Annotated in this window: 23 protein-coding genes; 9 read left to right on the forward strand and 14 right to left on the reverse strand. The window is 67.4% G+C overall.

Going from position 1 to position 23,793, the window contains the following annotated elements; genetic code table 11:
• The first annotated feature begins 101 nt into the window (after positions 1-101).
• Complete coding sequence (locus ASC92_RS25225; RefSeq protein WP_056521282.1) at positions 102-914, forward strand: class I SAM-dependent methyltransferase; 813 nt, start codon at positions 102-104, stop codon at positions 912-914.
• Between the two features lie 38 nt (positions 915-952).
• Here the strand turns inward: ASC92_RS25225 and ASC92_RS25230 are convergent, their stop codons facing one another.
• A complete protein-coding gene (locus ASC92_RS25230) occupies positions 953-1,738 on the reverse strand; it encodes an SDR family NAD(P)-dependent oxidoreductase (RefSeq protein WP_056521286.1) in 786 nt (261 codons plus the stop codon).
• A 134-nt stretch (positions 1,739-1,872) separates the two neighbouring features.
• On the opposite strand from ASC92_RS25230, the gene ASC92_RS25235 reads away from it, so the two are divergent.
• From ASC92_RS25235 to ASC92_RS25255, 5 genes are all read left to right on the forward strand, one after another.
• Positions 1,873-2,541, forward strand: coding sequence for a TetR/AcrR family transcriptional regulator (locus ASC92_RS25235; RefSeq protein ID WP_056521289.1), 669 nt, complete (start codon positions 1,873-1,875; stop codon positions 2,539-2,541).
• A 116-nt stretch (positions 2,542-2,657) separates the two neighbouring features.
• Complete coding sequence (locus tag ASC92_RS25240; RefSeq protein WP_056521292.1) at positions 2,658-4,457, forward strand: FAD-dependent oxidoreductase; 1,800 nt, start codon at positions 2,658-2,660, stop codon at positions 4,455-4,457.
• Positions 4,454-6,295, forward strand: coding sequence for a 2-oxoacid:acceptor oxidoreductase subunit alpha (locus ASC92_RS25245; protein WP_056521295.1), 1,842 nt, complete (start codon positions 4,454-4,456; stop codon positions 6,293-6,295). Before ASC92_RS25240 ends, ASC92_RS25245 begins: the two co-directional genes overlap by 4 nt.
• A complete protein-coding gene (locus tag ASC92_RS25250; protein ID WP_056521298.1) occupies positions 6,292-7,347 on the forward strand; it encodes a 2-oxoacid:ferredoxin oxidoreductase subunit beta in 1,056 nt (351 codons plus the stop codon). Before ASC92_RS25245 ends, ASC92_RS25250 begins: the two co-directional genes overlap by 4 nt.
• A gap of 45 nt (positions 7,348-7,392) precedes the next feature.
• Positions 7,393-7,830, forward strand: coding sequence for a CBS domain-containing protein (locus tag ASC92_RS25255; RefSeq protein WP_056521300.1), 438 nt, complete (start codon positions 7,393-7,395; stop codon positions 7,828-7,830).
• Here the strand turns inward: ASC92_RS25255 and fusA are convergent.
• The 5 genes from fusA to ASC92_RS25280 form a co-directional block, all read right to left on the reverse strand.
• Positions 7,827-9,887, reverse strand: coding sequence for an elongation factor G (gene fusA, locus ASC92_RS25260; RefSeq protein ID WP_056521303.1), 2,061 nt, complete (start codon positions 9,885-9,887; stop codon positions 7,827-7,829). The two genes, ASC92_RS25255 and fusA, sit on opposite strands and share 4 nt — an antisense overlap.
• 123 nt (positions 9,888-10,010) lie before the next feature.
• Entirely contained in the window at positions 10,011-10,844 is an 834-nt protein-coding gene (locus ASC92_RS25265; RefSeq protein ID WP_056521305.1) for an alpha/beta hydrolase, read from the reverse strand.
• 10 nt (positions 10,845-10,854) lie between these two features.
• Entirely contained in the window at positions 10,855-11,700 is an 846-nt protein-coding gene (gene kdsA / locus ASC92_RS25270; protein ID WP_056521308.1) for a 3-deoxy-8-phosphooctulonate synthase, read from the reverse strand.
• A 65-nt stretch (positions 11,701-11,765) separates the two neighbouring features.
• A complete protein-coding gene (locus ASC92_RS25275; protein WP_056521311.1) occupies positions 11,766-12,722 on the reverse strand; it encodes a S1C family serine protease in 957 nt (318 codons plus the stop codon).
• Positions 12,723-12,788: 66 nt separating this feature from the next.
• Positions 12,789-14,465, reverse strand: coding sequence for an alpha/beta hydrolase family protein (locus ASC92_RS25280; RefSeq protein ID WP_235506004.1), 1,677 nt, complete (start codon positions 14,463-14,465; stop codon positions 12,789-12,791).
• Between the two features lie 205 nt (positions 14,466-14,670).
• On the opposite strand from ASC92_RS25280, the gene ASC92_RS25285 reads away from it, so the two are divergent.
• Entirely contained in the window at positions 14,671-14,937 is a 267-nt protein-coding gene (locus tag ASC92_RS25285; RefSeq protein ID WP_056521314.1) for a hypothetical protein, read from the forward strand.
• Positions 14,938-14,966: 29 nt separating this feature from the next.
• Here the strand turns inward: ASC92_RS25285 and ASC92_RS25290 are convergent, their stop codons facing one another.
• The 6 genes from ASC92_RS25290 to ASC92_RS25315 all read right to left on the reverse strand — a co-directional run bounded on the left by ASC92_RS25290 (position 14,967) and on the right by ASC92_RS25315 (position 21,359).
• Positions 14,967-15,173 (reverse strand): hypothetical protein, encoded by a 207-nt coding sequence (locus ASC92_RS25290; RefSeq protein WP_200936033.1) that lies wholly within the window; start codon positions 15,171-15,173, stop codon positions 14,967-14,969.
• Positions 15,174-15,252: 79 nt separating this feature from the next.
• Complete coding sequence (locus ASC92_RS25295) at positions 15,253-16,587, reverse strand: four-carbon acid sugar kinase family protein (protein ID WP_056521321.1); 1,335 nt, start codon at positions 16,585-16,587, stop codon at positions 15,253-15,255.
• Complete coding sequence (locus ASC92_RS25300) at positions 16,584-17,852, reverse strand: ribulose-bisphosphate carboxylase large subunit family protein (RefSeq protein ID WP_056522148.1); 1,269 nt, start codon at positions 17,850-17,852, stop codon at positions 16,584-16,586. The genes ASC92_RS25295 and ASC92_RS25300 overlap by 4 nt, the downstream gene beginning before the upstream one ends.
• Positions 17,853-17,857: 5 nt before the next feature.
• On the reverse strand, positions 17,858-18,397 hold the full coding sequence (locus tag ASC92_RS25305; protein ID WP_056521324.1) for a VOC family protein: 540 nt from the start codon (positions 18,395-18,397) through the stop codon (positions 17,858-17,860).
• Between the two features lie 40 nt (positions 18,398-18,437).
• Positions 18,438-20,333, reverse strand: coding sequence for a TRAP transporter large permease subunit (locus ASC92_RS25310; protein ID WP_056521327.1), 1,896 nt, complete (start codon positions 20,331-20,333; stop codon positions 18,438-18,440).
• A 6-nt stretch (positions 20,334-20,339) separates the two neighbouring features.
• Positions 20,340-21,359 carry a TRAP transporter substrate-binding protein gene (locus ASC92_RS25315; protein WP_056521330.1) on the reverse strand — a complete coding sequence of 340 codons (1,020 nt, stop codon included), beginning with the start codon at positions 21,357-21,359 and terminating at the stop codon, positions 20,340-20,342.
• Positions 21,360-21,484: 125 nt separating this feature from the next.
• On the opposite strand from ASC92_RS25315, the gene ASC92_RS25320 reads away from it, so the two are divergent.
• Complete coding sequence (locus ASC92_RS25320; RefSeq protein WP_056521333.1) at positions 21,485-22,540, forward strand: LacI family DNA-binding transcriptional regulator; 1,056 nt, start codon at positions 21,485-21,487, stop codon at positions 22,538-22,540.
• Here ASC92_RS25320 and ASC92_RS29570 read toward each other — a convergent pair.
• Positions 22,521-22,643 carry a hypothetical protein gene (locus ASC92_RS29570; RefSeq protein ID WP_268810482.1) on the reverse strand — a complete coding sequence of 41 codons (123 nt, stop codon included), beginning with the start codon at positions 22,641-22,643 and terminating at the stop codon, positions 22,521-22,523. The two genes, ASC92_RS25320 and ASC92_RS29570, sit on opposite strands and share 20 nt — an antisense overlap.
• Positions 22,644-22,648: 5 nt before the next feature.
• The gene (alkB, locus tag ASC92_RS25325) at positions 22,649-23,332 is read right to left on the reverse strand and encodes a DNA oxidative demethylase AlkB (RefSeq protein ID WP_056521336.1); all 684 of its coding nucleotides are present in this window, start codon (positions 23,330-23,332) and stop codon (positions 22,649-22,651) included.
• Positions 23,333-23,554: 222 nt separating this feature from the next.
• Here alkB and ASC92_RS25330 point away from each other — a divergent pair, with 222 nt between their 5' ends.
• A complete protein-coding gene (locus ASC92_RS25330; RefSeq protein ID WP_007833077.1) occupies positions 23,555-23,725 on the forward strand; it encodes a hypothetical protein in 171 nt (56 codons plus the stop codon).
• The last annotated feature ends 68 nt before the right edge of the window (positions 23,726-23,793 follow it).

Here is a 23,793-nt window from a genome sequence, read left to right on the forward strand (position 1 = left end):
GGGAGTCCGCAGGACGGCGCCGTTGACGAGGCCGGCGGGCGCGGCCACCATGGCGGATCGTCGCGGGTGGCCCCACCAGGCGGCGGACTCAAGGAGATCCCATGGCTGAGAGCGACAAGGTGTTCGCGGGTTCGATCCCGAAGTTCTACGACACGCTGATGGTCCCCATGATCTTCGAGGCCTATGCCGCCGACATGGCGCAGCGTGTCGCTGCCTCCTCGCCCGGCTCGGTGCTTGAAACGGCCGCCGGCAGCGGCGTGGTCACGCGTGCGCTTGCGCCACAACTGCGCGCCGACGCACGCTACGTGGTGACCGACCTCAACCAGCCCATGCTCGACTATGCCGCCGCGCGCCAGGGGCCCGACGGCCGCATCGAATGGCGGCAGGCGGATGCGCTCGGCCTGCCGTTCGAAGATGCCTCGTTCGATGTCGTTTGCTGCCAGTTCGGCGCGATGTTCTTCCCCAGCCGGGTCGCCGGCTACGCCGAGGCGCGTCGCGTGCTGAGGCCAGGCGGGCGCTTCGTCTTCAGTGTCTGGGACCGCATCGAAGAGAACGCCTTTGCCGACGACGTCACCAACGCCGTTGCCGCGATGTTTCCGAACGACCCTCCGCGATTCCTTGCCCGCACGCCGCACGGCTATCACGATGTCGCACTGATACGCGAGGATGTGAGCCGCGCAGGGTTTACCGACATCGAGATCGAGACGCGCGAGGAGGTGAGTCGCGCGCCCTCGGCACGCGAGGTCGCCACCGCCTATTGCCAGGGAACGCCGCTGCGCAACGAAATCGAGGCGCGCGACGCCAGCTTGCTTCAGCTCGCGACGGACCGCGCCACTCAGGCGATCGCCAGCCGCCATGGCGAAGGCCCGGTGGCCGGCAAGATACAGGCGCACGTGATCGTTGCGAAGGGATAGCGGAGGTCCGGGCGCAAGGCTGTTGCAAGCCCGAGCGGTCAGCCGTTCATGATGCGCGCAAAGATGGCCTGGTGCAGCCATCTCGGTGTTGCCCAGACCATGGCTGCGGCAGCCTTGTTGTTGAAGCCTGGAACAACACTCATGCGGCCCGCATGCAGCGCACGAATCCCCGCCCGCACGACCGGTTCCGGCTTCATCATCAGAAGCTTCAGCGCAAACGTGATCTTCTGCTTGGCGGCCTGTGCGAATCCGGTGTCCGACATGCCCGGGCACAGCGAAGTCACGGTCACCCCGTCACGCTTGAACTCGCGGTGCAACGCATCGCCAAGGCGCAGCACGTAGGCCTTGGCCGCGCCGTACACCGCCATGTTCTCCACGCCGTAATACGCCAGCAGGCTGGCGACGAGCAGTATCTTTCCACGGCCTCGCCCGCGCATGTCCTGGCCGAAGAGCCTGGTCATGGCGGTAAGGCTCGCGATGTCGAGCTGCACCATGTCCAGCGCGCCATCCATCGGCGTATCGAGGAACGGCCCCTGCAGGCCGTGGCCGGCGTTGTTGATCAGGATATCGACTGCGATTGCGCGATCGCGAAGGCGCGCGTGCAACCCGGTGACTGCGGCCACGTCCGACAGGTTGACCTGCTCCACCACGACTTTGACGCCGTATTTCCGGTGCAGCGACTCGGCCAATGCCTGGAGCCGGTCGAGCCGGCGTGCAACCAGAACCAGCGGGTGTCCCTTTGCCGCATATTGCCTTGCGAACTCTTCGCCAAAACCGCTGGAGGCGCCGGTGATGAGAACCCATGAGTCGTCGTTGGTAGCCATGATGTTTGCCTTTTGAAATCACAGTGAAGCTGATGCGATGGTCGGCATCGTTGCTTTCTGGCAAGATTGGAGACCAATGGTCTTCAATATAACAGACCAATGGTCTTTTGATGAAGGTATTGCTGAATCACCCCATGAACTCACCGACCTCCTACGTGCGCGCTCGCTCTGCCGAGCAGAAGGAAGAGCGCCGCCGTCACCTGCTGGCCACCGCCCGGGAGATGCTGCGCCAGAGCCCCACCGTCCTCGATCTGGGGATCAACGAACTCGCGCGCCAGGCGCAGATGACCAAATCGAACGTCTACCGGTACTTCGAAAGCAGCGAGGCGGTGCTGATGGATGTGCTCGTCGAGGAATTCGTGGGGTGGCATGCCGAACTCGGCGTGGAACTGGCTCGTGGCGGCAAGAGGAGTTCGACCATCGAACACATCGCCCGCGCCTTCTCCTCATCCATTGCCGCTCGGCCGCTGCTCTGCCGGCTGACCAGCATCCTGCCGTCGATCCTCGAGCGCAACGTATCGTTCGAACGCATGGTCGAATTCAAGCGCAACCTGCTCGCAGTGCGGCAACAGACGGCGCAGGATTTTCATGCCCGCCTGCCCACCGTGCCGGTGCAGGCCTTCGAACGTCTGGTCCGGCACGCGCTGCCGCTGATCATCGGGCTATGGCCCCTGAGCAACCCGGCGGAGGTTTCGGCGCAGGTGATCGAGCAACCCGGCCTCGAGAGCCTGCGCTACGACTTCGGGCAAGACCTCGAACACGCATTGCTGGTATTGATGCGGGGATTGGCCACTAAGGCATAGCCCGGCGCGCTGCGGGAATCCACCAAGGCCGTGCGCCCGCCAGTGCGGCGCATACTGGCGGCAGAGCCGCACGCCGGCCCCTCCGGGGTCCAGGGAGGCTTGCCAGGAGACACGCATTGCAGCGCACCAACATTGCAGATCCGGCCTACTTCCACAAGGTCGTCGATTGCCAGTACGCCTGTCCGGCGCACACCCCCGTCCCTGAATACATCCGCATGGTCGCGCAGCGCCGCTACGGCGACGCCTACATGATCAACTGGGTCTCCAACGTCTTTCCCGGCATCCTGGGGCGCACCTGCGACCGGCCCTGCGAACCGGCTTGCCGGCGCGGGCGGGTGGAAGAAGGCAACACGAAGGCGCCCGAGCCGGTGGCGATCTGCCGGCTCAAGCGCGTGGCGGCCGACATGAAAGACGACGTGCGCGCGCGCATGCCGAAGCCCGGACCGAAGAACGGCAAGCGCGTCGCCTGCGTCGGTGCGGGGCCGGCCTCGCTCACCGTGGCGCGCGACCTTGCGCCGTTGGGCTACGAAGTGACGGTGTTCGACGGCGAGGCCAAGGCCGGTGGTTTCATCCGCACGCAAATTCCGCGCTTTCGCCTGCCGGAGTCGGTGATCGATGAAGAGACGGGCTACATCCTCGACCTGGGCGTCGACTTCCGCAGCGGCGAGCGCATCGATTCGATGAAGGCATTGCTGGCGCAGGGGTGGGACGCGATCTTCGTCGGCTGCGGCGCACCGCGCGGGCGCGACCTGGACGTTCCCGGACGCCGGGAGGCAGCGGCCGGCATCCACATCGGCATCGACTGGCTGAACTCCGTGTCCTTCGGCCACGTCAGCAGCATCGGCCGGCGCGTGATCGTGCTGGGCGGCGGCAACACCGCGATGGACTGCTGCCGGTCGGCGCGCCGCCTGGGCGGGACCGACGTGAAGGTCATCGTGCGCAGCGGCTTCGACGAAATGAAGGCCTCGCCCTGGGAGAAGGAAGATGCCCAGCACGAAGGCATTCCGATCATCGACTTCCATGTGCCCAAGGCCTTCGTGCACGAGGAGGGCAGGCTGCTGGGCATGCGTTTCGAAATCGTCCGGGCCGAATACGACGGCCAGGGCCGCCGCACGCTGGTGCCGACGGGCGCGCCGGACGCGTACTTCGAATGCGACGAGGTGCTGGTCGCGGTGGGCCAGGAAAACGCCTTTCCGTGGATCGAGCGCGACAGCGGCATCGGCTTCGACAAGTCGGGCCTGCCGGTGCTCGAGAAGAGCAGCTTCCAGTCGACGGTGCCCCACGTGTTCTTCGGTGGCGATGCGGCCTTGGGGCCCAGGAACATCATCACGGCCGTGGCCCACGGGCATGAGGCGGCAGTGTCGATCGACAAGCTGCTGCGCGCCGAACCGGTCTATGTCCGGCCCGCGCCCATGACCAACCTGGTGTCGCAGAAGATGGGCATCCACGAGTGGAGCTACGGCAACGACACCTCCAACGACCTGCGCTACAAGGTGCCGTGGGCCAAGGCCGAGACGGCGCTGGCCAGCATCCGCGTGGAGGTCGAGCTTGGCTTCGACGCCGCCACCGCCTTCAAGGAGGCCGAGCGCTGCCTGAACTGCGATGTGCAGACCGTGTTCACCGAGACCGCCTGCATCGAATGCGATGCCTGCGTGGACATCTGCCCGATGGACTGCATCAACTTCATCGACAACGGCGACGAAGCCGAACTGCGGCCCCGGCTCAAGGCGCCGGCGCTGAACCTGGCGCAAGACCTGTACGTCTCCGGCGGGCTCAAGACGGGCCGCGTGATGGTCAAGGACGAAGACGTCTGCCTGCACTGCGGCCTGTGCGCCGAGCGCTGTCCCACCGGCGCGTGGGACATGCAGAAGTTTCTGCTGAAGATGACGCCGGCAGGGCAGGGGGTCACCGCATGAAGCAGATCGAAGCGGTCAACGACTTCGTCATCAAGTTCGCCAACGTCAACGGCTCGGGTTCGGCCTCGGCCAACGAGCTGTTCGCCAAGGCCATCCTGCGCATGGGCGTGCCGGTGAGCCCGCGCAACATCTTCCCGAGCAACATCCAGGGCCTGCCGACCTGGTACGAGGTGCGGGTGACCGAGCAGGGCCATCTTGGGCGGCGCGGCGGCACCGACATGATGGTGGCGATGAACCCGCAGACCTGGGACGCCGACGTGGCCGAACTGGAGCCCGGCGGCTATCTTTTCTACGACAGCACGCGGCCGCTCCCGCCATCGAAGTTCCGCGACGACATCCGCGTCATCGGCATGCCGCTGACGGAGATCTGCAATGCGGTCTACCAGGACCCGCGCCAGCGCCAGCTGTTCAAGAACATCGTCTATGTGGGCGCGCTGGCGATCCTGCTCGGCATCGAGCCGGAAGTGGTCGAGAAGCTGTTCGGCGAGCAGTACAAGGGCAAGGAAAAATTGTTGGCCTCCAACGTGCAGGCACTGCACCTGGGCTGCGACTTCGCGAGGGAGAACCTGCGCGAGCCCGTGGGGCTTCAGGTGCGGCGCGCCGACGGGGTGGGCGACCGGATCTTCGTGGACGGCAACAGCGCCGCGGCGCTGGGCTGCGTGTATGGCGGGGCCACGGTCGCTGCCTGGTATCCGATCACGCCGTCGTCTTCGGTGGCCGAGGCCTTCCAGAAGTACTGCGCGAAATTCCGCGTGGACCCGGCCACCGGCCAGCACCGCTTCGCCATCGTGCAGGCAGAAGACGAACTGGCCTCGATCGGCATGGTGGTCGGCGCCGGCTGGAATGGCGCACGGGCCTTCACGGCGACTTCGGGGCCGGGCATTTCGCTGATGGCCGAGTTCATCGGGCTGGCCTACTTCGCCGAGATCCCGATCACGCTGATCAACGTGCAGCGCGGCGGCCCTTCCACCGGCATGCCGACGCGCACGCAGCAGGCCGACATCCTGTCCTGCGCCTATGCCTCGCACGGCGACACCAAGCACGTGCTGCTGTTCCCCGAAGACCCGCACGAATGCTTCGAGCAAGCGGCGGCGGCGCTGGACCTGGCGGACCGGCTGCAGACGCCGGTGTTCCTGATGACCGACCTGGACATCGGCATGAATCAGCGCCTGTGCGAGCCCTTCGCCTGGGACGACAGCAAGGCCTACGACCGCGGCAAGGTCATGAGCGCCGAGGAGCTCGAGGCGGGCCGCGACTTCGGCCGCTACAAGGACGTGGACGGCGACGGCATTCCGTGGCGCACGCTGCCGGGCACGCATCCGACCAAGGGCAGCTACTTCACGCGCGGCACGACACGCGACGCCTACGCCCGGTATTCGGAGCGCGGGCCCGACTACATCTACAACATGGAGCGGCTGCTGAAGAAGTTCGCGACCGCGGCCACGCTGGTGCCGCAGCCGGTGCTGCGGCCTGCCGCCGAAAAGACCGCGCTGGGCGTGATCTATTTCGGCTCGACCAGCCCGTCGATGCACGAGGCGCTGCAGGCGCTGGAAGAGCGCGGCATCCACCTCGATGCACTGCGGCTGCGCGCCTTCCCCTTCCCGGACAACGTGGTGCAGTTCCTGGCGCAGCATGACAAGGTGTTCGTGGTCGAGCAGAACCGCGACGCGCAGATGCGCAGCCTGCTGGTCAACGAACTGGACACCGACCCGGCCCGGCTCGTGCGCGTGCTGCATTTCGACGGCACGCCGATCACCGCCCGCTTCATCGTGCAGGCGATCAGCTCGCATGTGCGCACGCATGCATCCGGCAGCACCGGCACGAAGGAACTTGCATGACCTATCTCGCGAAGCCCCGACTGCGCCATCCGACGCTGACCACCAACAAGGTCGGCTACACGCGGCGCGACTACGAGGGCAAGATCTCCACGCTGTGCGCCGGCTGCGGCCACGACTCGATCTCCGCCGCCATCATCGAGGCCTGCTGGGAGCTGGACATCGAACCGCATCGCGTGGCCAAGCTCTCGGGCATCGGCTGCAGCTCCAAGACGCCGGACTATTTCCTTGGCGCATCGCATGGCTTCAACACCGTGCACGGCCGCATGCCCAGTGTGCTGACCGGCGCCAACCTCGCCAACCGCGACCTGCTGTACCTGGGTGTTTCGGGCGACGGGGATTCGGCTTCCATTGGCCTCGGACAGTTCGCCCACGCCATGCGGCGAGGCGTGCGCATGGCCTACATCGTGGAGAACAACGGCGTCTACGGCCTGACCAAGGGCCAGTTCTCGGCCACGGCCGACCAGGGTTCCAGGAGCAAGAAGGGCGTCGTCAACAGCGACAGCCCGGTGGATCTGGTCGCCATGGCGCTGCAACTGGGAGCCAGCTACGTGGGGCGGGGCTTTTCGGGTAACAAGGCGCAACTTGTGCCACTCATCAAGGGCGCGATCAGCCACGGCGGGTCTGCCTTCATCGACGTGATCAGCCCCTGCGTGGCCTTCAACAACCACCCCGGCAGCACCAAGAGCTACGACTACGTGCGCGAGCACAACGAGGCGGTGAGCCGCATCGACTTCATCAGCGGGCGGGAGGAAATCACCGTCGACATGGGGGCGGGCGAAGTGGTGGACGTGCGCCAGCACGACGGCACGCTGCTGCGCCTGCGCAGCCTGCACCCCGACTACAACCCCGGCGACCGCTATGCCGCGATGGCCTACATGCAACGGCACCAGGAGATGGGCGAAGTGGTCACCGGACTGCTCTATGTCGATCCGCTGGCCACCGACTTGCACACGGCGCTCAACACCAGCGACCGGCCACTCAACGCGCTGGGGCCGGCCCAGCTGTGCCCCGGCGCCGGGGCGCTGGCACGGCTCAACGACTCCTTGCGCTGAGCGATAGCCGGCGGCACCATTCACGCTACTTCCGGAGGGCGCACCATGGCCGAGCGCACCGTTTTCCAATCCATCTCGCGCACACATGTGGTCAGCCTGGGCCCGCACGCCAGCGTGCGCGACGCTGCCTGCGTGATGACGCGGGCCAATTGCGGCAGCGTTCTCGTCATGGAGCTGCCGGACAGGTTGCTGGGCATCCTCACCGAGCGCGACCTGATGACCCGGGTGCTTGCGCGCGGGCTCGACCCCGATCGCACCGCGGTGCGCGAGGTCATGACGCCCAACCCCATCTGCATACCGCCCGAAACGCTCGTGTCCGACGCGGTGGTGCTCATGCTCGAACGGGGCTTTCGCCATCTGCCGCTGGTTGCGGGAGCGAAGGTGCTCGGCGTGTTCTCGGTGCGCGATGCGCTGCCGCGCGAGCTCGGCACGGCCGTCAGCCTGAGCGAGTTTCGCGAGCAGGTGAACGACGCCCTGGGCTAAGCCTCGTCGCGCACCTGGAACTGGCCCATCAGCGCCTGTTGCGTTGTCGGCGGCACGGCTTCGTAGTGCGACAGCGCGATGGTGTAGCGGCCCTGGCCGCTGGTCATCGCATTGAGCCGCGACTGATAGCTGGCGAGTTCGGCCATCGGCACCTGCCCGCGAACGACCACGGTGCCGATTCCCATGGCCGAGGTACCGGTGACCAGGCCGCGCCGCGACGACAGGTCGCTTGTGACGTCGCCCACGGAATGCTCGGACACGACGATCTCGATCTGCACGATCGGCTCCAGCACGACGGGCCTGGCCTCGCGCACCGCTGCCATGAAGGCCTTGCGGCCTGCGGTCGCGAAGGCGATGTCCTTGCTGTCGACGCTGTGGTGCTTGCCGTCGTACACCACCACCCGCACGTCGACCACCGGGTAGCCGGCGATCACGCCGCCCAGCAGCACCTCGCGCACGCCTTTCTCGACTGCGGGGATGAATTGGCTCGGTATCGCGCCGCCCCTGACCTCGTCATCGAACTGGAAGCCGGCGCCGCGCGCCAGCGGCTCGATGCGCAAAAAGACTTCGCCGAACTGGCCGGAGCCGCCGGTCTGCTTCTTGTGGCGGTGATGGCCCATGGCCGGCGCGGCCACCGTCTCGCGATAGGCGATGCGCGGTGGCCGCGTCCGCACCTCGAAGCGGTACACCTCGCGCAGGCGCTCGAGCACCATGCGCAGGTGAAGCTCGCCGAGGCCGTAGAGGATCGTTTCGTTGGTGGCGGCCACGTGCTCGATGCGCAGGCAAGGGTCTTCGGCCGAGAGCTTGCCCAGGATCTCCCAGGTGCGCTGCTCGTCGCCATGGCGTGCGGGCTCCACGGCCAGTCCGTGCACCGGCACCGGAAACGCGAGCGGCGCGAGATGAACGTGGTCGTCCTCGCTCGCGTCGTGCAGCACGGCATCGAAGTGGATTTCCTCGATCTTCGCCACCGCCACGATGTCGCCCGGCACGGCGCGCGACACCTCCACGTGGTCCTTGCCCTGCAGCATGAACAGATGGCCCACCTTGAACGGCTTGCGGCTGTCGCCGATGTAGAGCTGGCTGTCGCGCGTCAGCGTGCCCTGGTGCACGCGGAAGATGCCCATCTTGCCGACATAGGGGTCGTTCGTGACCTTGAACACATGCGCCAGCACGTGCAGCGTCGGGTCGGGCTTGGCCTCCATGGGCTGGGCCTCTGCGCCCTCGCCAACGATGAAGTCCGGCGGGTTGGCTTCGGTCGGATCGGGCAGGAGCTTGACGATCAGGTCCAGCAGCTCGGCCACGCCGGCGCCGCTGCGCGACGAGACGAAGCACACCGGGATCAGGTGGCCTTCGCGCAGCGCCTGCTCGAGCGGCGCGTGCAGCTCGGCCGGATCCACGTCGCCCTCCTCGAGGTAACGGTCGACGAAGGCCGCGTCGACCTCGACCACCTGCTCCACCAGCGCGCGGTGCGCTGCTTCGACCGGGCCGAAGTCGGACTGCCCGAAGCGGTTGAAGAAGCAGTCCACCACCTGCTTGCCGACCCCGTCGGGCAGGTTCAGCGGCAGGCATTCGCGGCCGAAGGTCGCCTGGATGTCGGCCAACAGGCCCGCCAGCGAGACGCCCTGCGAGTCGATCTTGTTGACGATGATCATGCGGGCGAGGTGGCGCGAGGCCGCGTACTCCATCATGCGCACCGTCATCGGCTCGATGCCGGTAGCGGCATTGATGACCACCGCCGCCGTCTCGACCGCCTCCAGTGCCGGCAGGCTCTGGCCAAGGAAGTCGGGGCCGCCGGGCGTGTCGATGAAGTGGATGCGCGTGCCGGCATGCGTGAGGTGCATCACCGATGCGTTGAGCGAGTGCAGCATGCGGCGCTCCAGCGGGTCGTAGTCGCTGACGGTGCTGCCGCGCTCGATGCTGCCGCGCGCCATGATGGCGCCCGCCTTGTGCAGCAGGGCCTCGGAGAGGGAAGTCTTGCCGGCTGCGGCGGCACCGACGAGCGCCAGCGTTCGCACTGCTTCCATTTCGGCCGTGGGGCCGTTCGATCGGCTTGGCATGGCGTGGACTCCTTCACGTCCGCAAGGCCGGCCCGGCGGCCCGCAAGGGCTCGAGTGCTGCGCGTGGACGCCAGGCCAGCGTACGGGATTGACCGTGTCAACGCAAGCCGGGTTTGACGAAAGCTACGCCGCCTTCGGCTCCGGAAGAATCGCCGTCAACGCAAAGTCGATGAGATGAAGCCAGGTCGCTTCGAGCCCCATGATGCTGTGATGGTTCGACCCCGGAATCGTCTGCACGCAGATCGGCGTGGGCCATGCGGCGATGAGTTTCTGCGAGCGCTCGGGCACGACCACGTCGTCGTGCTCCGCCAGCAGCACCTGGGTTTTCGCGGCAACCTCCTTGGAATGCTCCAGCGAGTTGAACTGGTGCCGCAGCAACAGCGACAGCGGCACGAGCGGGAACCGCTTCTTCGCTATCTCCAGCATCGAGTCGTAGGGCGTCACCAACTGCAGGCTCTCGAAGTCCTGCAGCGCCACGAGCTGGATGGCAACGCCAGTTCCCAGGCTTCGGCCGACGACGTGCAGGCGCGCCTGCGGAAAGGCGCGGCGCAGGTGGTTGGCGAACTGGGCCGCGTCCTCGACGGAGGCGATCTCGGAAGGATGGCCCTGCGAGTCGGCCACGCCGCGGTAGTTGATCGCGGCGAAGCCGAAGCCCGCAGGCAGCCAGTGCAGCATCTGCGCGGTGGCGCGCACGTCCTCGCCGCGGCCGGCGAAATAGACGAACAGGTCCTGCAGCGTGTCTTCACCCTGGGGGTGGTAGACATACCCGCGGACCATCCCGCCCGGCACGGTGTGGGAGTAGGTGGAGAAGTCGTCCGACAGGTGGACGACGGGGAGCTTGCGGGCGTTGAACAGGATGTGCCCCTGGCGCGTCGCGAGGAGGGTCCAGTACGCCGCGATGCCGCCAATGGCGGCGGCCGAAGCCGACAGGGCAATGCGGGAGACTTTGGATGACAAGGTTGGCTCTTCAGATATTCAGGGGCGCGAACGACTTGACCAGATCGTCCAGCGCCTTGATCTGCGCCAGGAACGGTTCGAGCTTGTCCAGCGGCAGCGCGCTCGGGCCGTCGCACTTGGCTTGCGCCGGGTCCGGGTGGGCTTCGAGGAAAAGGCCGGCCAGGCCGACCGCCATGCCGGCGCGCGCCAGGTCGGCCACCTGTTCGCGGCGGCCGCCCGATGCGGCGGCGCCGGCTTCGCGCTGCTGCAGCGCATGGGTCACGTCGAAGATGATGGGCAGGTTCTGCGTGACCTTCTTCATGACGCCGAAGCCCAGCATGTCGACCACGAGGTTGTCGTAGCCGAAGCAGGTGCCGCGGTCGCACAGGATGAGCTTGTCGTTGCCGGCTTCCTTGAACTTCTCGACGATGTTGAGCATCTGCGACGGGCTGAGGAACTGCGGCTTCTTGATGTTGATGACGCGGCCGGTCCTGGCCAGCGCCACCACCAGGTCGGTCTGGCGCGCGAGGAAGGCGGGCAACTGGAGCACGTCGACCACTTCGGCAACGGGGGCTGCCTGCGCGATCTCGTGCACGTCGGTCAGCACGGGGACGCCGAAAGTGTCTTTCACGGCCTGCAGGATCTTCAGGCCCTCGTCCAGGCCGGGGCCGCGGTAGGAGTGGATGGAAGAGCGGTTGGCCTTGTCGAAGCTGCCCTTGAAGACGTACGGAATGCCCAGCTTCTGTGTGACGCGCACGTACTCCTCGGCGGAGCGCAGCGCCAGGTCCTTCGATTCGAGAACGTTGACGCCGCCGAAGAGAACGAAGGGGGCGTCGTTGCCGGCGTTGACTTGAGGGGTGATGGTGACGGTGGACAAGGTTTTCTCCTGGACGGGGGCTTCACTGCAGGCGCCTATTGTCGTTGCGCCGGCCGGTCTTCATTTCAGCCTGCCGGCGACACCGTCATGTAGAGCGGCGTCAGCGTGCCGGCGACCGGCCGCAGCAGCTTGAGCAGCAGCGGCCGCCCGTACCCTTCGCCCGCCAGCCGCTTGAGCAGGTCGGACAGCTGGGCAAGCGGTATCCCGTCGCACCCGACGAGGATGTCGCCGCTGCGCAGCCCGTCGCGCGCAGCGGCCGAGCCTGCCACCACCTCGACCACGCGCACGCCGGTGGCCACGGGCCATTCGTTCTCGCGCACCCAGCGCCTGGGTAGCGCCACCGCCGCGCATTGCACGCCCAGCTTGCCGCGGCGCACCGCGCCATGGCGCATCAGCTCGCCGGCCACCCAGCGCGCGGTGTCGATGGCCACCGCGAAGCTCAGGCCCTGCGCCGACGGGATCACCGCCGTGTTCACGCCGATCACCTGCGCCGCGCTGTCGAGCAGCGGACCGCCGGAGTTGCCGGGGTTGAGGGCCACGTCGGTCTGGATCACGTCCTCGATCATCCGGCCGCCGCGCGCCGGCAGGCTGCGCCCCAGCGCACTCACGATGCCCGCGGTCACGGTGAAGTCGAAGCCCAGCGGGTTCCCGACCGCCACGGCCAGCTGGCCGGGTTGCAGGGTCGCCGAGCTGCCCAGCGGCAGGAAGGCCTCGGGGTGCGACTCGATGCGCAGCACCGCGACGTCGGTCGAGGCGTCCAGCCCGACCAGGCGCGCGATGCTTTCGGTGCCGTCGGCGAACGCGGCGCGCAACTCGCTCGCGCCCTCGACCACGTGGGCGTTGGTGAGCGAGAAGCCGTCGGGCGTGAACAGGAAGCCCGAGCCGCTGCCGTGGGAGGCTGCGTTGCCGCGCTGAGCGGCCTTGCGGACCTTGATGTGCGCGACCGCCGCACTGGCGGTGTGTGCCACCCGCGTGACGGTGGCCGAGTAGGAGTCAAGAATGAATTCGTCGCGCGCGCCCATGGAGCACCTCTTTTCAGTCGCCTGGATCCCAGAGGAGGTGGCGGCGTGCCGGAGGATTTCAACCGCTCAAGGCGCCTTGGGCCGCGACGACGGCTCCCACGAGTCTGGCGTGGTCGCGACCAGCGACTTGAAGTCCTTCCACGGCCGAGCGCCCGCGATGGTGCGCCCGCCGACGATCACCGCCTTCGCGAACACCACCATGCGCTCGCGCAGATAGGCCTGGTCGGAGGCGGGCCAGGTCTCTATCGAATGCGGCCCGCGCGCCAGCACGATCTCTTTCACCCCACGGATGCGGTTGTAGGCGGCCACCGTGCCTTCGAGCGTTTCCGCGCGGTCCCACAGGCCCTTGCCGAAGAAGGCCGCCGGCCAGCGGTCCATGCTCGCGAGCGTGGACGAGTTTGGATAGAACACGATGTGGTGCTCGGCCGCCATGCCGCCCAGGAACAGGTTGCGGTCGGCCAGGTCGGGCGAATCGCCCACGTAGCCCGCGCCGCTGGCGAACGACGACAGCAATATCGCGCCGCGGATGTTCCGCAGGTTCTTGGGCGGCGTGCAGTTGGGCTCGGGCATGTCGAAGCTGCACTGCGCCACGTAGTTGCGGGTCATGGCCCAGGCGGTGGACATCGAGCCGCGCGAATAGCCGCCGAGCACCAGCGGAATCTCGCTCGACGCCATGCCCGCCAGCAGCCGGCGCCGGGTGGCCTCGCCCTCGAGCACCTCGCCCTTGGGCGTGAGGATGCGCAGGCCGCGGCCGCTGTCCAGCGCGGCGAGCGCGCGGAACACGTCCTCGCCTTGCTCCAGCGTGTTGGTGTCGCTGAAGCCGCCCGACAGCCCTTCGCCGCGCCGGTCGTAGGCCAGCACGTCGAAACCGGCCTGGTTGAGCGCGTACAGGTTCTCGCGCCACCAGCGCTGGCCCATGGTCTCCGTGGTCGCGTTGGGGAAGTTGACGGGTACGGTCTTGCCCGTCTTCTCGTCGATGCGGTACGAAGCTTCGTCCGGATGCTGGATGGCCGTGAGCTGTCCGCCGCCGCCCGGCGCCATGATGGCCAGCGCGCGCACCTTCTTGCCCTTGCCGTCATCGACGCCGGTGCCTTCGATGTACCAGCCGCGCAGCTTGATGTCGCCAGTCATCTTGAGGTCGATGCGCTCGAAGGTGTCGCGCGGCGCGGTGAATTCGACGACGTAGGTGCGGGCGTCGGCCTCGGCAATGCCCTCGCGGTACGGTGCCTTGGCGAAGAAGGCGGGCCGGCGGATTTGTTTCAGGTCGACCTGGCCGTCCGGATCGATCTTGCCGGAAGGGTCGACCACGCCGGTCGAGCGCGTGGCACGCTCCTTGTTGGGCGGCAGCCAGCGCTGCATCTGGGCGTCGATACGCTTGAAGCAGGCCGGGTCTTCCTTGCAGGCGCGCCAGCGGGCCTTGAGCTTGTCGTCGGTGAATTCGCCGATGTGATAGTCGCCGCCCGCGTAGCCGGCGGGCGCACGGTTGGCCGTCGTCAGCACCGGCACGCAGACCTTGGTGCCTGTGCTGTTTTTCTGGCCTTGCGGCAGCAGGTAGCCGCCCATCATGGCGTTGCGGTCGGCACCGACCCAGGCGGTGCAATCGGTGGGCGGCGGCGTGCTGGCAGTGGCCTGGCGCTGGGCCTCGCTGGTGCCGGTGCACGCGCCCAGCAGGAGCGAGGCGGCGAGGGCGGATGCAGCGGCGGCGTATCGAGGTGCAGGGCGCATGATCGTGGGGTTCATCATCGAATCAGGTGCTCCGTGAGCGGAGAAATCTGGAGGCCCGATCTTCGCTGCATCGACGCGCTGCAACGGAGGCCGGAACTGTTTCCGGATGCAAGCGCGATCCTTGTTGCGTGTAGGAAATGTCCTGCACGAATATGCGCTAATTTCCACTCTTCACCGTCGTGCATGCGCGTCCAATCGCCGCCGCTTCACAAGGAGACATCAGATGAACTTTGAAGGCATCTATTGCTTCGACACGGCGAGCGTGCGATTTGCCTTCTACCCCGAAGGCCCTGGCGGCCCGCGTGTCGTCGCGCAGATTTCAGAGGAAACCCTGCACGACGAATTCGGCGCACGCGAAATCGGCGATCGCCTGCTGGAAACATGCAGGCGGTATTTCCACGTCATCGAGCCCGTGGCGATCGCCCGCTACCAGGCGGGCCAGCACGGCGCCATCACGCTCACGGTCGACGACTTCGCATTGCACGCCTGAGCCCAGGGCTTGAAGGCACAGTGCGCGACTCATCCGCCGCCGGCAGGCGCGCGGTGCCGGATCTCGCTTTGCAGCGCGCGCTGGCCGGCCGAGAGCGCCAATTCATAACTTTCCGCAGCGTCGAAGGCCTTGCGCAGCACGCGCGGGTGCGCGCCGGCATCGTCGGTTTCGAGCAATTGCCAGACAAAGGCGCCCGGCAGGGGCTCCGCGATGGTGAGTTCGATGGGATGTGTCATGGGTTGCAACATGGCGGGGCGAGGGGGACTTGTCTGTAGGCCGTTGGCGACGGCTGTTGCGCAACTTGCAGGCTTTGCTTCAGGCAACGCCGCCATGCACCAGCCGCTCGAACACATCCTCCGTTCCCATCTGCCCGCCTTTCAGCATGATCTCCATGCCGTCGAGCTTCGCGTCGTCGCTGTGGACCCTGCACAGCGACGCGCCCGCGCCCATGTCGGCGACATAGGACAGGCCCCACGCGTCGAGCGCCTGCACACCGTGGCTGGAGGTGTCCCCGCCGGCAATACCGATGCGTTTCAGAGGCGTTGTAGCCAACACTCTTGAAAGCAGATCGCCACCAGCGCGTGCAAGGGCCTGTGCATCCAGTCCGTCGCCTGGCGGCATGGAGTCAGGCGTGCGGGTGCAGGCCAGTACGTTGCGCCCGCGCGTGAGGCCTTGGGTGATCGCGTCGGCGTGAGTTGCCAGGGCGGCCGTGTCGCGCTGCGCCAGCTTGGCTGCATCGAGCCACACGATGTCGAAAGACGACGCCGCCGCCACTTGCCGCGCGGTCACCGGCGACAAGCTGCCGGCCAGCACGAACACGGGGCCTTGCGCGGGTGTCACGCCCGCTTGCCCGAGCGCTGCATCACCGCGTGCCTCGCGCGACGCAGGCATGGCCATTGCCAGCGCGTCCACCACGCTGCTCGGACCGACTGCGAGCAAGGTCGAATTCTGCGCATGCGCCCACAGCACATCGCCGATGGCTGCAAGTTGCGATGCATCCGCCACGTCGAACAGCACGGCGTCGGCGAGGGGCGGCGAGTGCAGTGCCTGCCGCAGCATGGGGTCGAGCGCGCCGCTGCCGTGCGATGCCGCCGTGAACGGCATGGAGCGCACATCCGCCAGCCCTTGCTTCGAGAGGTGCACGCGCAGATCGGCCTCGTCCATCGGCGTCACCGGGTGCCGGCTCATCGTCGGATGCCGGTCGATGCGAAACACCTCGCCGCCGCTTCCCGCCGCCGCGAACAGGTTGCCGAACAGGCAATAGCGGCCCAGGTTGGGCTGCCCGCCGACGATGGCTGTCCACGGCTGCTGGACGGCAGCGCGCAGCACGTGCACCGCCGCGCCGATCGAGCCGATGTGCGGCGCGCTGTCGAAGGTCGAACAGGTCTTGTAGTGCAGCACGCGCGCGCCGAGCGAGCGGAACAATGCCGCCACCGGGCGCAGCTCCGCCTGCATTTCCTCGGGCGACATTGCACGCGCCGCGCCCGCGATGCCAAGCACGTCCAACGAGCCCGCACGTTCGAGCCGCGCCGCATCGGGCGTCTTCAGGAACAGCAGCGCACGCAGCCCCGCGCGCGCTGCGGTGCCGAGGGTGTCCGTCGCGCCGGTGAAATCGTCGCCGTAGTAGACGACTGCCGGAGACGGCCTCATGGCTTGCCGAAGAAGGCGAGGGCGCGTGCCAGCTCGGGCTGGTCCTTCGCGGCATCCGTCAGAGACGCGCCCGCGCGCGCGGCAGACCAGGCCTGCCGGATGCTCGTGACGCCCGCGGCGGCGCCGTCGGGGTGCGCGAGGATGCCGCCGCCGGCCATGAAGAGCAGGTCGTCGCTGTCGATGGCCCGCCACGTCGCAGGCACGGTGCCGGCCCACTGGCCAGACGAGAACGCCGGCATCACGCGGTCGTCCGCCGCATCGGTCAGCGGGGTGAAGCAGTCCTGTGCCGATTCGATGACTTCGCTATCGGGTTGCGAGAACTTGCCTTGCAGCCCATGCACGTGCATGTGGTCCACGCCCGCCAGCCGCCACAGCGTTTGATAGGCCTGGAACGAAATACCCAGCAGCGGGTGCCGCGACAGCGCGCCGTATCCGTTTCGGTGCCCGTGCAGCGCCAGCCCCGTGTGCCGCCGCAGCGTCTGGATGCCCGAATGCCCGCACCAGTTCAGGCTCGCCATCACGCACGAGCCGCCTTCGCGCTCGACGAGGTCGGCATGCCGCTTCATCGCATCGGTCTCGTCGGTGATGTTGAACGCCACCATCACGTGCCTGCCGGTGCGCTCCCGGTGCGCGCGCACGACGGCCATCACGGCCGGCACGCGCTCGGCCAGCGGGGCGTGCGTGGGGTCGGCGCAGACCTCGTCGTCCTTGATGAAGTCGACGCCCGCGGCACAGAGGCGGCCGACGAGTTCGGCGGTCTCCGCGGCCGAGAGCCCGACGTTCGGCTTGATGATGGTGCCGACCAGCGCGCCGCTGGCCACGCCGGTCGCGCGGCGCGTGCCGGCAATGCCCACGCGCGGCATCTCGAACTGCGCGCGGTACGCAGCAGGCACCTGCAGCGATTCGAGCCGCAGCCCTGTCACCTCGCCCAGGTCGTACAGATTGCCCGACACGGTCGCCGCCAGCGTTGGCAGGTTCGCGCCGATGTTCGCCACCGGAAACGCGATGTCGACATGCGCGCGGCGCCACGGTCCCTTTGTGCCCTTGCGTTCGAGCAGCGCATTGGGCAGCGAAGGCGCGCCGGCCGGTTCGAGCTCGGTGATCGCCTCGACCGTCGCCCGCGCCCGCTCGCGCAGCGCATCGGTTTCGCCTTCCACGCGCGTGAAGGTGCCGCACGATTGCTCGCCCGCCATCACCTCGGCCACGGCGGCCAGGTCGTGCGGCGTCTCGATCAGGTACCGCGCGCGGATGCGTTCAGACGCCATCGCGCTCACAGCTTGCTCAGGTCGGGAAAGGGCCGCACCGGCTCGCTGCCGTCCCAGCCTTCCGACGCGCTGCGGATCAGGTCGAACATCCTGCCTTTCGGCCCTGCCACTTCAGACAGCTCGATGACGGTGCCCGGGTGGTATTCGGTGTCGAAGTAGATGAAGCGCCCGCGCTCGCCCACCTCGCCACTCATCACGGGCTTGAAGCCCTGCGCGGTGAGGCGTGTGAGGTCGGCGTCGTAGTCGGCGGTCCAGTAGGCGACGTGCTGCAGCCCGGTGCGGCCGGCCTGGAGGAAATCGCGGTACATCGAGGGCACGTCGTTGCGCGTCTGGATCAGCTCGACCTGCACGTAGCCCGAGTTGGCCAGCGCCACCGAGTTGTGCGGTTCGTGCGCCTCGCCGTTGTAGCGGTAGTTCTTGATGGGCACCTTGGGGTTGTAGAACCAGGGGCCCACGCCGAGCTTGGTGCTCCAGTAGGCCATGGCGGCTTCGATGTCGTGCACGACATAGCCCAGTTGGCGGATCTCGCCGAGGAATCGACTCATTGCGGTTGGCTCCGTGGATGTTGTGAGTGTGTTGTTGTGTTCAGAATTTCAGGAACCCGGTCGAGAACCACGGGAACGCGGCCACGATCACCAGGCCGACCAGCATCGCGGCGATGTAGCCCCAGATGTGCTTGATGCCTTCATCGGGGTTGACCTTGCTCACGGCGCACGCGCCGTAGTAGCCCACGCCGAAGGGCGGCGCGAACAGGCCGATGCCCATCGCGAAGATGACGACCATGGCGTAGTGCACCTCGTGTACGCCCGCGGCCTTGGCAATGGGAAACAGCAACGGCCCGAACAGCACGATGGCCGGAATGCCCTCGAGCACGCTGCCCAGCACGATGAAGGCGACGATCGATACCGCCAGGAAGCCGTAGGCACCGCCGGGCAGCGTGCCCATGACGCGCGCCAGGTCTTGCGAGAAGCCCGACTGCGTGAGGCCCCAGGCCATGGCGGTGGCACAGCCGACGATGAAGATGATGGCGCCCGAGAGCGACGCGGTGTCCACCAGCATCGGCTTGATCCGCTTCCAGTCGAACTGCCGGTACACGACCAGGCCGACGATGGCCGAGTAGACGATGCCGATGGTCGACACCTCGGTGGCGGTGGCCACGCCCTCGACCACGGCGGCGCGGATCACGAAGGGCAGCAGCACCGCGGGCAGCGCGACCATCAGCAGCTTGCCGATCTCGCGCTTGCTGTAGCGCTGCACGCCGCTCAGGTCTTCGCGCCGGTAGCGCCACCACACGACCGCGCACAGGGCGGCGCCCAGCACCACGGCCGGCAGCAGGCCGCCGGTGAACAGCGCGGCAATCGAGATGCCGGTGACCGAGCCGATGGTGATGAGCACGATCGACGGCGGAATGGTCTCGGTCTGCGCGCCGGTGGCCGACAGCAGCGCAACGAGGTCGCCGGGCTTGGCGCCGCGCTTGACCATCTCGGGGAACAGCACAGGCGCAATGGCCGCCATGTCGGCGATCTTCGAGCCCGAGATGCCCGACACCAGGTACATCGCGCCGATCAGCACGTACGAGAGGCCGCCGCGCACGTGGCCCAGCAGGCTCGCCAGGAACTGGATCATGGCGCGCGCCATGCCGGTCATCTCAATCAGCGCACCCAGGAAGATGAAGAGCGGCACCGCGAGCAGGATCAGGTGCGACATGCCTTCATCGAGCCGCCCGACCATCACCAGCAGCGGCGTGCGCGTGGTGAGCGCGAGGTAGCCGAAGGTGACCAGCGCGAAAGAGAACGCAATGGGCACGCCCGACAGCACCGTGGCCGCCACGATGACCACGAAGAAGATCACGAGGTTGAACTTGCCGAGCGTGGCGAACAGCGGCGCCGCAAGCCAGAAGGCGCCGACCAGCGCGGCCATGCCGAGCAACGCGACCGCGATCTGCCGGCCCGTGCACACACGCAAGAGACGCAGCAGCGCCATCGCCAGCATGATGCCGACGCCGGCCGGAATGGCCGCGGCGCGCCACGCGTTGCTGATTTCCAGCGCGGGGGTGACGATGAACGACTCCTCGTGCGCGTAGTCGATCGACGGCCAGATGATGAGCACCAGGAACGCGACCGATGCGGCGATGGCGAAGGCGTCGAGCATGGCGCGGGTGTGCGGCTGCACCTTCTGCACCAGCGCGGTCATGCGCATGTGCTCGCCGCGCCGCAGCGCCACCACGGCGCCGAGCATCGACAGCCACAGGAAGAGGATGGACGCGAGTTCGTCCGACCACACCAACGGCGCATGGAACACGTAGCGCGACACCACGCCGGCGAACAGCACGCAGATCTCGGCCAGCACCAGCAGCGCGGCCACGGCTTCGACAGCGCCGCCTATCAACCGGTCGGCGCGCGAGGCGATGCCGCTCAGCGGGTTGGCCGATGCGCCGGCGCCTGCGAAAGAGGCGGCCTCGAAAGTCGATTCATGCACCATGGGTGATCAGGCCAGCTTGCCGACGGCGCCTTCGAGCAGCGCCCAGGCCTCGGGGCCGAAGCGGCCCTTCCATTCGCCGTAGAAGCCGGACTCGCGCAGCTTGGCGCGGAAGCTGTCGGCGGTCGGGCGGTTGATGGTCAGGCCCTTGGCCTGCAGATCGCCGACGACCGATTCGTTGAGCTTCCTGATGTCTTCGCGCTGCTGCATGCCGGCGTCGTTGATGGCGCGCGCCACGATGGTCTTCAGGTCGTCGGGCAGGGCGTCCCAGGCGCGGCCATTGGCAACGAACCAGTAGCCGTCCCAGATGTGGTTGGTGAGCGAGCAGAACTTCTGCACCTCGAACAGCTTGGCCACCTGGATGATGGGCAGCGGGTTTTCCTGCGCGTCGACGATCTTCGTCTGCAGCGCGGAATACACCTCGCTGAACTGCAGGCTGGCTGGGGCGGCGCCCAGGCCCTTGAACATCGAGATCGACAGCGGGCTGACGGGCACGCGGATCTTCAGGCCGTCCATGTCCTTGGCGTTCGTGACCGCGGCCTTGCTGCTGGTGGTCTGGCGAAAGCCGTTGTCCCACATCTTCTCGAAGGCGTAGAGGCGCGACTTGGCGATGGCGCCGCGCACATGCGCACCGAGCTTGCCGTCCATCGCGCCCCACACCTGGTTGTAGTCGCTGAACGCGAAGCCCACCGCGTTGATGGCGGCCACCGGCACCAGCGTGGCAATGACGAGCGCCGAGGGCGTGAAGAACTCGATGCCGCCCGCTCGCACCTGGGCCAGCATGTCGGTGTCGCCGCCGAGCTGGTTGTTCGGAAAGATCTTGATCTCGACCCGGCCTTTTGTTTCCTTGGCGATGCGGTCGGCCGCCTCCTGCGCACGGATGTTCAGCGGGTGGCTCAGTGGCAGGTTGTTGCCGTACTTGTACGAGAACTCCGCGGCCCGTGCGATGCGCGGCACGGCCGACACGATGCCGGCGGCGGGGAGGGCGGAAAGCGTGCGCAGGGCACTGCGGCGGGTCAGTGATGTCATGTCTTTTGTCTCCAGGATCTTCGGAATGCGGTTGATGCAATCTGATGCATCAGTGGATTCAGGCCACAGCGAAGATAAAAGCATGCATCATCCGGGTCAAACTTGATCTTGATGGTTTTTGATGTATGCCGGATGACCCTTCACCTCCCTCCGATGCGCGGCGCGCGCGCGTGGTGGACATCGCACGCGCGGCGCAGGTGTCGACCGCCACCGTCGACCGCGTGCTCAACCGGCGGCCCGGCGTGCGCGATGCCACGGTGCAGCGCGTGCTCAAGGCCGCGGGCGAGCTCGACTACCTGCCGGGGCCCGAGCTGTACGCGGCGCTCACACCGCCGCCGCTGCGGCTGGTGTTCTTGCTGCCGGCGGGCACCAACCGCTTCATCCGCATGCTGGGCGACATGGTGGGCTATTCGCAGGAGCACTGGGCGCCTTTCAACGTGCAGTGCCGCACGGTGTTCATCGAGAGCTTCAATCCGCACGAACTGGCGCAGGCGCTGCGGCGCCACGGGCAACGCTGCGACGGCATCGCGATGATGGCGCTGGAGCACCCGGCGGTGCGCGAGGCCGTGGCCGCGCTGGCGGCGCGCGGGCTGCCCGTGGTCACGCTGATTTCGGACCTGTCGAACTCGGAGCGCGCGGCCTTCGTGGGGCTGGACAACCGTGCGGCCGGGCGCACGGCGGGCTACCTCATCGGGCGCTTCATCGGCGCGCGCACGGCCAAGGTCGCGCTCATTGCAGGCAGCCTGAGCTACAAGGCGCACGAGGAGCGCGAGGCCGGCTTCCTGCACGTCATCGAAGAGATGTTTCCGCGGCTCGAAGTGGTCGGCCTGCGCGAAGGGCAGGACGACGCCGACAAGAACCACCGCCAGACGCGCGCGCTACTGGAGCAGCACCCCGACATGGGCGGCATCTACAACATCGGTGGTGCGTCCGACGGCGTGGCGCGTGCGCTGAAGGAGGCGGGGCGCGAGCAGAAGGTGGTCTTCATCGGCCACGGGCTCACGCCCGACACGCGCGCGCTGCTGATCGACGGCAGCATGGACGCGGTGATCACGCAGAGCCCGCACACCACGCTGATGAACTGCGTGCGCATCTTCACCAACCTGCGCGACAAGCGCGAAGCGCTGAGCGGCGTGGAGACGACGCGCAGCCAGGTGATCTTCAGGGAAAACCTGCCGTAGTTTTTTTCAGGACTCTGCCCGCCGCGAAGTGCCACAGCGCGGCGTAAAGCTGGCGGATGGCGTTGCCGAGATCGGTTTTCTTCGTCTTGTTGCTCGCCTGCATGCGTGTCACCCCGCCTTGCGGAATGTGAGGTTGACGCGGATCGCGCCCAGCAGCGCATGCGGTTCGTCCTTCAGCGGCAGCACGCCGTGGTAGCGCAGCCGGTCTTCGCCACCCCAGACCACCACGTCGCCGTGCACCAGCGGAATGCGCGCCGCCTTGTCGCCGCGCGCGTGGCCGCCGAACAGGAACACGGCGGGCATGCCGAGCGACACCGAGACGATGGGGGCGCCGTAGTCGCGCTCGTCCTTGTCCTGGTGCAGCGACAGGCGTGCGCCGGGCGCGTAGCGGTTGACCAGGCAGGCGTCGGGTTCGAAGCCGTCGAAGCCGGCCGCCGAGGCCGCCTCGCCTGCCAGCCGCGTGAATGACTCGGGCATGGCGGGCCACGGCTTGCCGGTGTCGGGATCGGTGGCGCTGTAGCGGTAGCCGCGCCGGTCGCTGGTCCAGCCCAGCGCGCCGCAGTTGGTCAGCGCGACGGACATGGTGAAGCCGCCCGGCGTGACGAGGTGGCGGAACGAGGCGCGTTCCGCCAGCCCTTCGATGGCCGGCAGGAGCGCGTCGACGAAGGGAAGGGCGAAGCCGGGCAGCACGAAGGCCCCGGGCCCGAGTCGTTCGCGCCCCTCGCGCGGCGGGTCGTCGAACAGCGCGAGGGTGGCAGGCCTGCCCGCTCCGGAATTCGTCTTTGTGTTCATGCCCCTCGATCTTTGCTGAAAAGCCGAGGCATGTGCCGGTCCCCCATATTCGAGGGATGCTGTTCGAGAGTGCTGCCTTTAGTCTCCGCGTGTCGGATGTTTGTAGTGCTTAGGGTTTCAATTCTTGGCACTGCGTTGCTAAAGGGGTAGGGTGTATTCATCATGGCCAGCGCTCGAGTCGCTCTCAGCGTTCCAGAAGGCTGGACGGGTTGGATCGAGCTCATGCGCACGCCGAGCGGTACCTATGCCGGCATCTGCGAGTTGAGCCTGGGCGGAATTCCGCGCTGTGCCTTGGTGATCACCCAGCAGCTGTCGTGGGATGCCGCGGTAGAGCGGGCCACGCTCCGGGCGGATCACTTCGTCAGGCAATGGGAGCCGACGCGCGGGCACTGAACCGAACGCGATCGGCGGCGCAGCACGTTGGGCAGGCGCGTGGTAGAAACCGCGAGCTTTTCGATCCA

Origin of the sequence: Variovorax sp. Root411, assembly GCF_001425205.1 — a bacterium.
Lineage (GTDB): Bacteria > Pseudomonadota > Gammaproteobacteria > Burkholderiales > Burkholderiaceae_C > Variovorax.

What these genes read in the sequence shown, in the direction of transcription:
- ASC92_RS25225 (WP_056521282.1), top strand. Translation starts at nt 102, where the DNA reads ATGGCTGAGAGCGACAAGGTGTTCGCGGGTTCGATCCCGAAGTTCTAC.
- ASC92_RS25230 (WP_056521286.1), bottom strand. Translation starts at nt 1,738, where the DNA reads ATGGCTACCAACGACGACTCATGGGTTCTCATCACCGGCGCCTCCAGC.
- ASC92_RS25235 (WP_056521289.1), top strand. Translation starts at nt 1,873, where the DNA reads ATGAACTCACCGACCTCCTACGTGCGCGCTCGCTCTGCCGAGCAGAAG.
- ASC92_RS25245 (WP_056521295.1), top strand. Translation starts at nt 4,454, where the DNA reads ATGAAGCAGATCGAAGCGGTCAACGACTTCGTCATCAAGTTCGCCAAC.
- ASC92_RS25250 (WP_056521298.1), top strand. Translation starts at nt 6,292, where the DNA reads ATGACCTATCTCGCGAAGCCCCGACTGCGCCATCCGACGCTGACCACC.
- ASC92_RS25255 (WP_056521300.1), top strand. Translation starts at nt 7,393, where the DNA reads ATGGCCGAGCGCACCGTTTTCCAATCCATCTCGCGCACACATGTGGTC.
- fusA (WP_056521303.1), bottom strand. Translation starts at nt 9,887, where the DNA reads ATGCCAAGCCGATCGAACGGCCCCACGGCCGAAATGGAAGCAGTGCGA.
- ASC92_RS25275 (WP_056521311.1), bottom strand. Translation starts at nt 12,722, where the DNA reads ATGGGCGCGCGCGACGAATTCATTCTTGACTCCTACTCGGCCACCGTC.
- ASC92_RS25280 (WP_235506004.1), bottom strand. Translation starts at nt 14,465, where the DNA reads ATGATGAACCCCACGATCATGCGCCCTGCACCTCGATACGCCGCCGCT.
- ASC92_RS25285 (WP_056521314.1), top strand. Translation starts at nt 14,671, where the DNA reads ATGAACTTTGAAGGCATCTATTGCTTCGACACGGCGAGCGTGCGATTT.
- ASC92_RS25290 (WP_200936033.1), bottom strand. Translation starts at nt 15,173, where the DNA reads ATGACACATCCCATCGAACTCACCATCGCGGAGCCCCTGCCGGGCGCC.
- ASC92_RS25295 (WP_056521321.1), bottom strand. Translation starts at nt 16,587, where the DNA reads ATGAGGCCGTCTCCGGCAGTCGTCTACTACGGCGACGATTTCACCGGC.
- ASC92_RS25300 (WP_056522148.1), bottom strand. Translation starts at nt 17,852, where the DNA reads ATGGCGTCTGAACGCATCCGCGCGCGGTACCTGATCGAGACGCCGCAC.
- ASC92_RS25305 (WP_056521324.1), bottom strand. Translation starts at nt 18,397, where the DNA reads ATGAGTCGATTCCTCGGCGAGATCCGCCAACTGGGCTATGTCGTGCAC.
- ASC92_RS25310 (WP_056521327.1), bottom strand. Translation starts at nt 20,333, where the DNA reads ATGGTGCATGAATCGACTTTCGAGGCCGCCTCTTTCGCAGGCGCCGGC.
- ASC92_RS25315 (WP_056521330.1), bottom strand. Translation starts at nt 21,359, where the DNA reads ATGACATCACTGACCCGCCGCAGTGCCCTGCGCACGCTTTCCGCCCTC.
- ASC92_RS25320 (WP_056521333.1), top strand. Translation starts at nt 21,485, where the DNA reads ATGCCGGATGACCCTTCACCTCCCTCCGATGCGCGGCGCGCGCGCGTG.
- ASC92_RS29570 (WP_268810482.1), bottom strand. Translation starts at nt 22,643, where the DNA reads ATGCAGGCGAGCAACAAGACGAAGAAAACCGATCTCGGCAACGCCATC.
- alkB (WP_056521336.1), bottom strand. Translation starts at nt 23,332, where the DNA reads ATGAACACAAAGACGAATTCCGGAGCGGGCAGGCCTGCCACCCTCGCG.
- ASC92_RS25330 (WP_007833077.1), top strand. Translation starts at nt 23,555, where the DNA reads ATGCGCACGCCGAGCGGTACCTATGCCGGCATCTGCGAGTTGAGCCTG.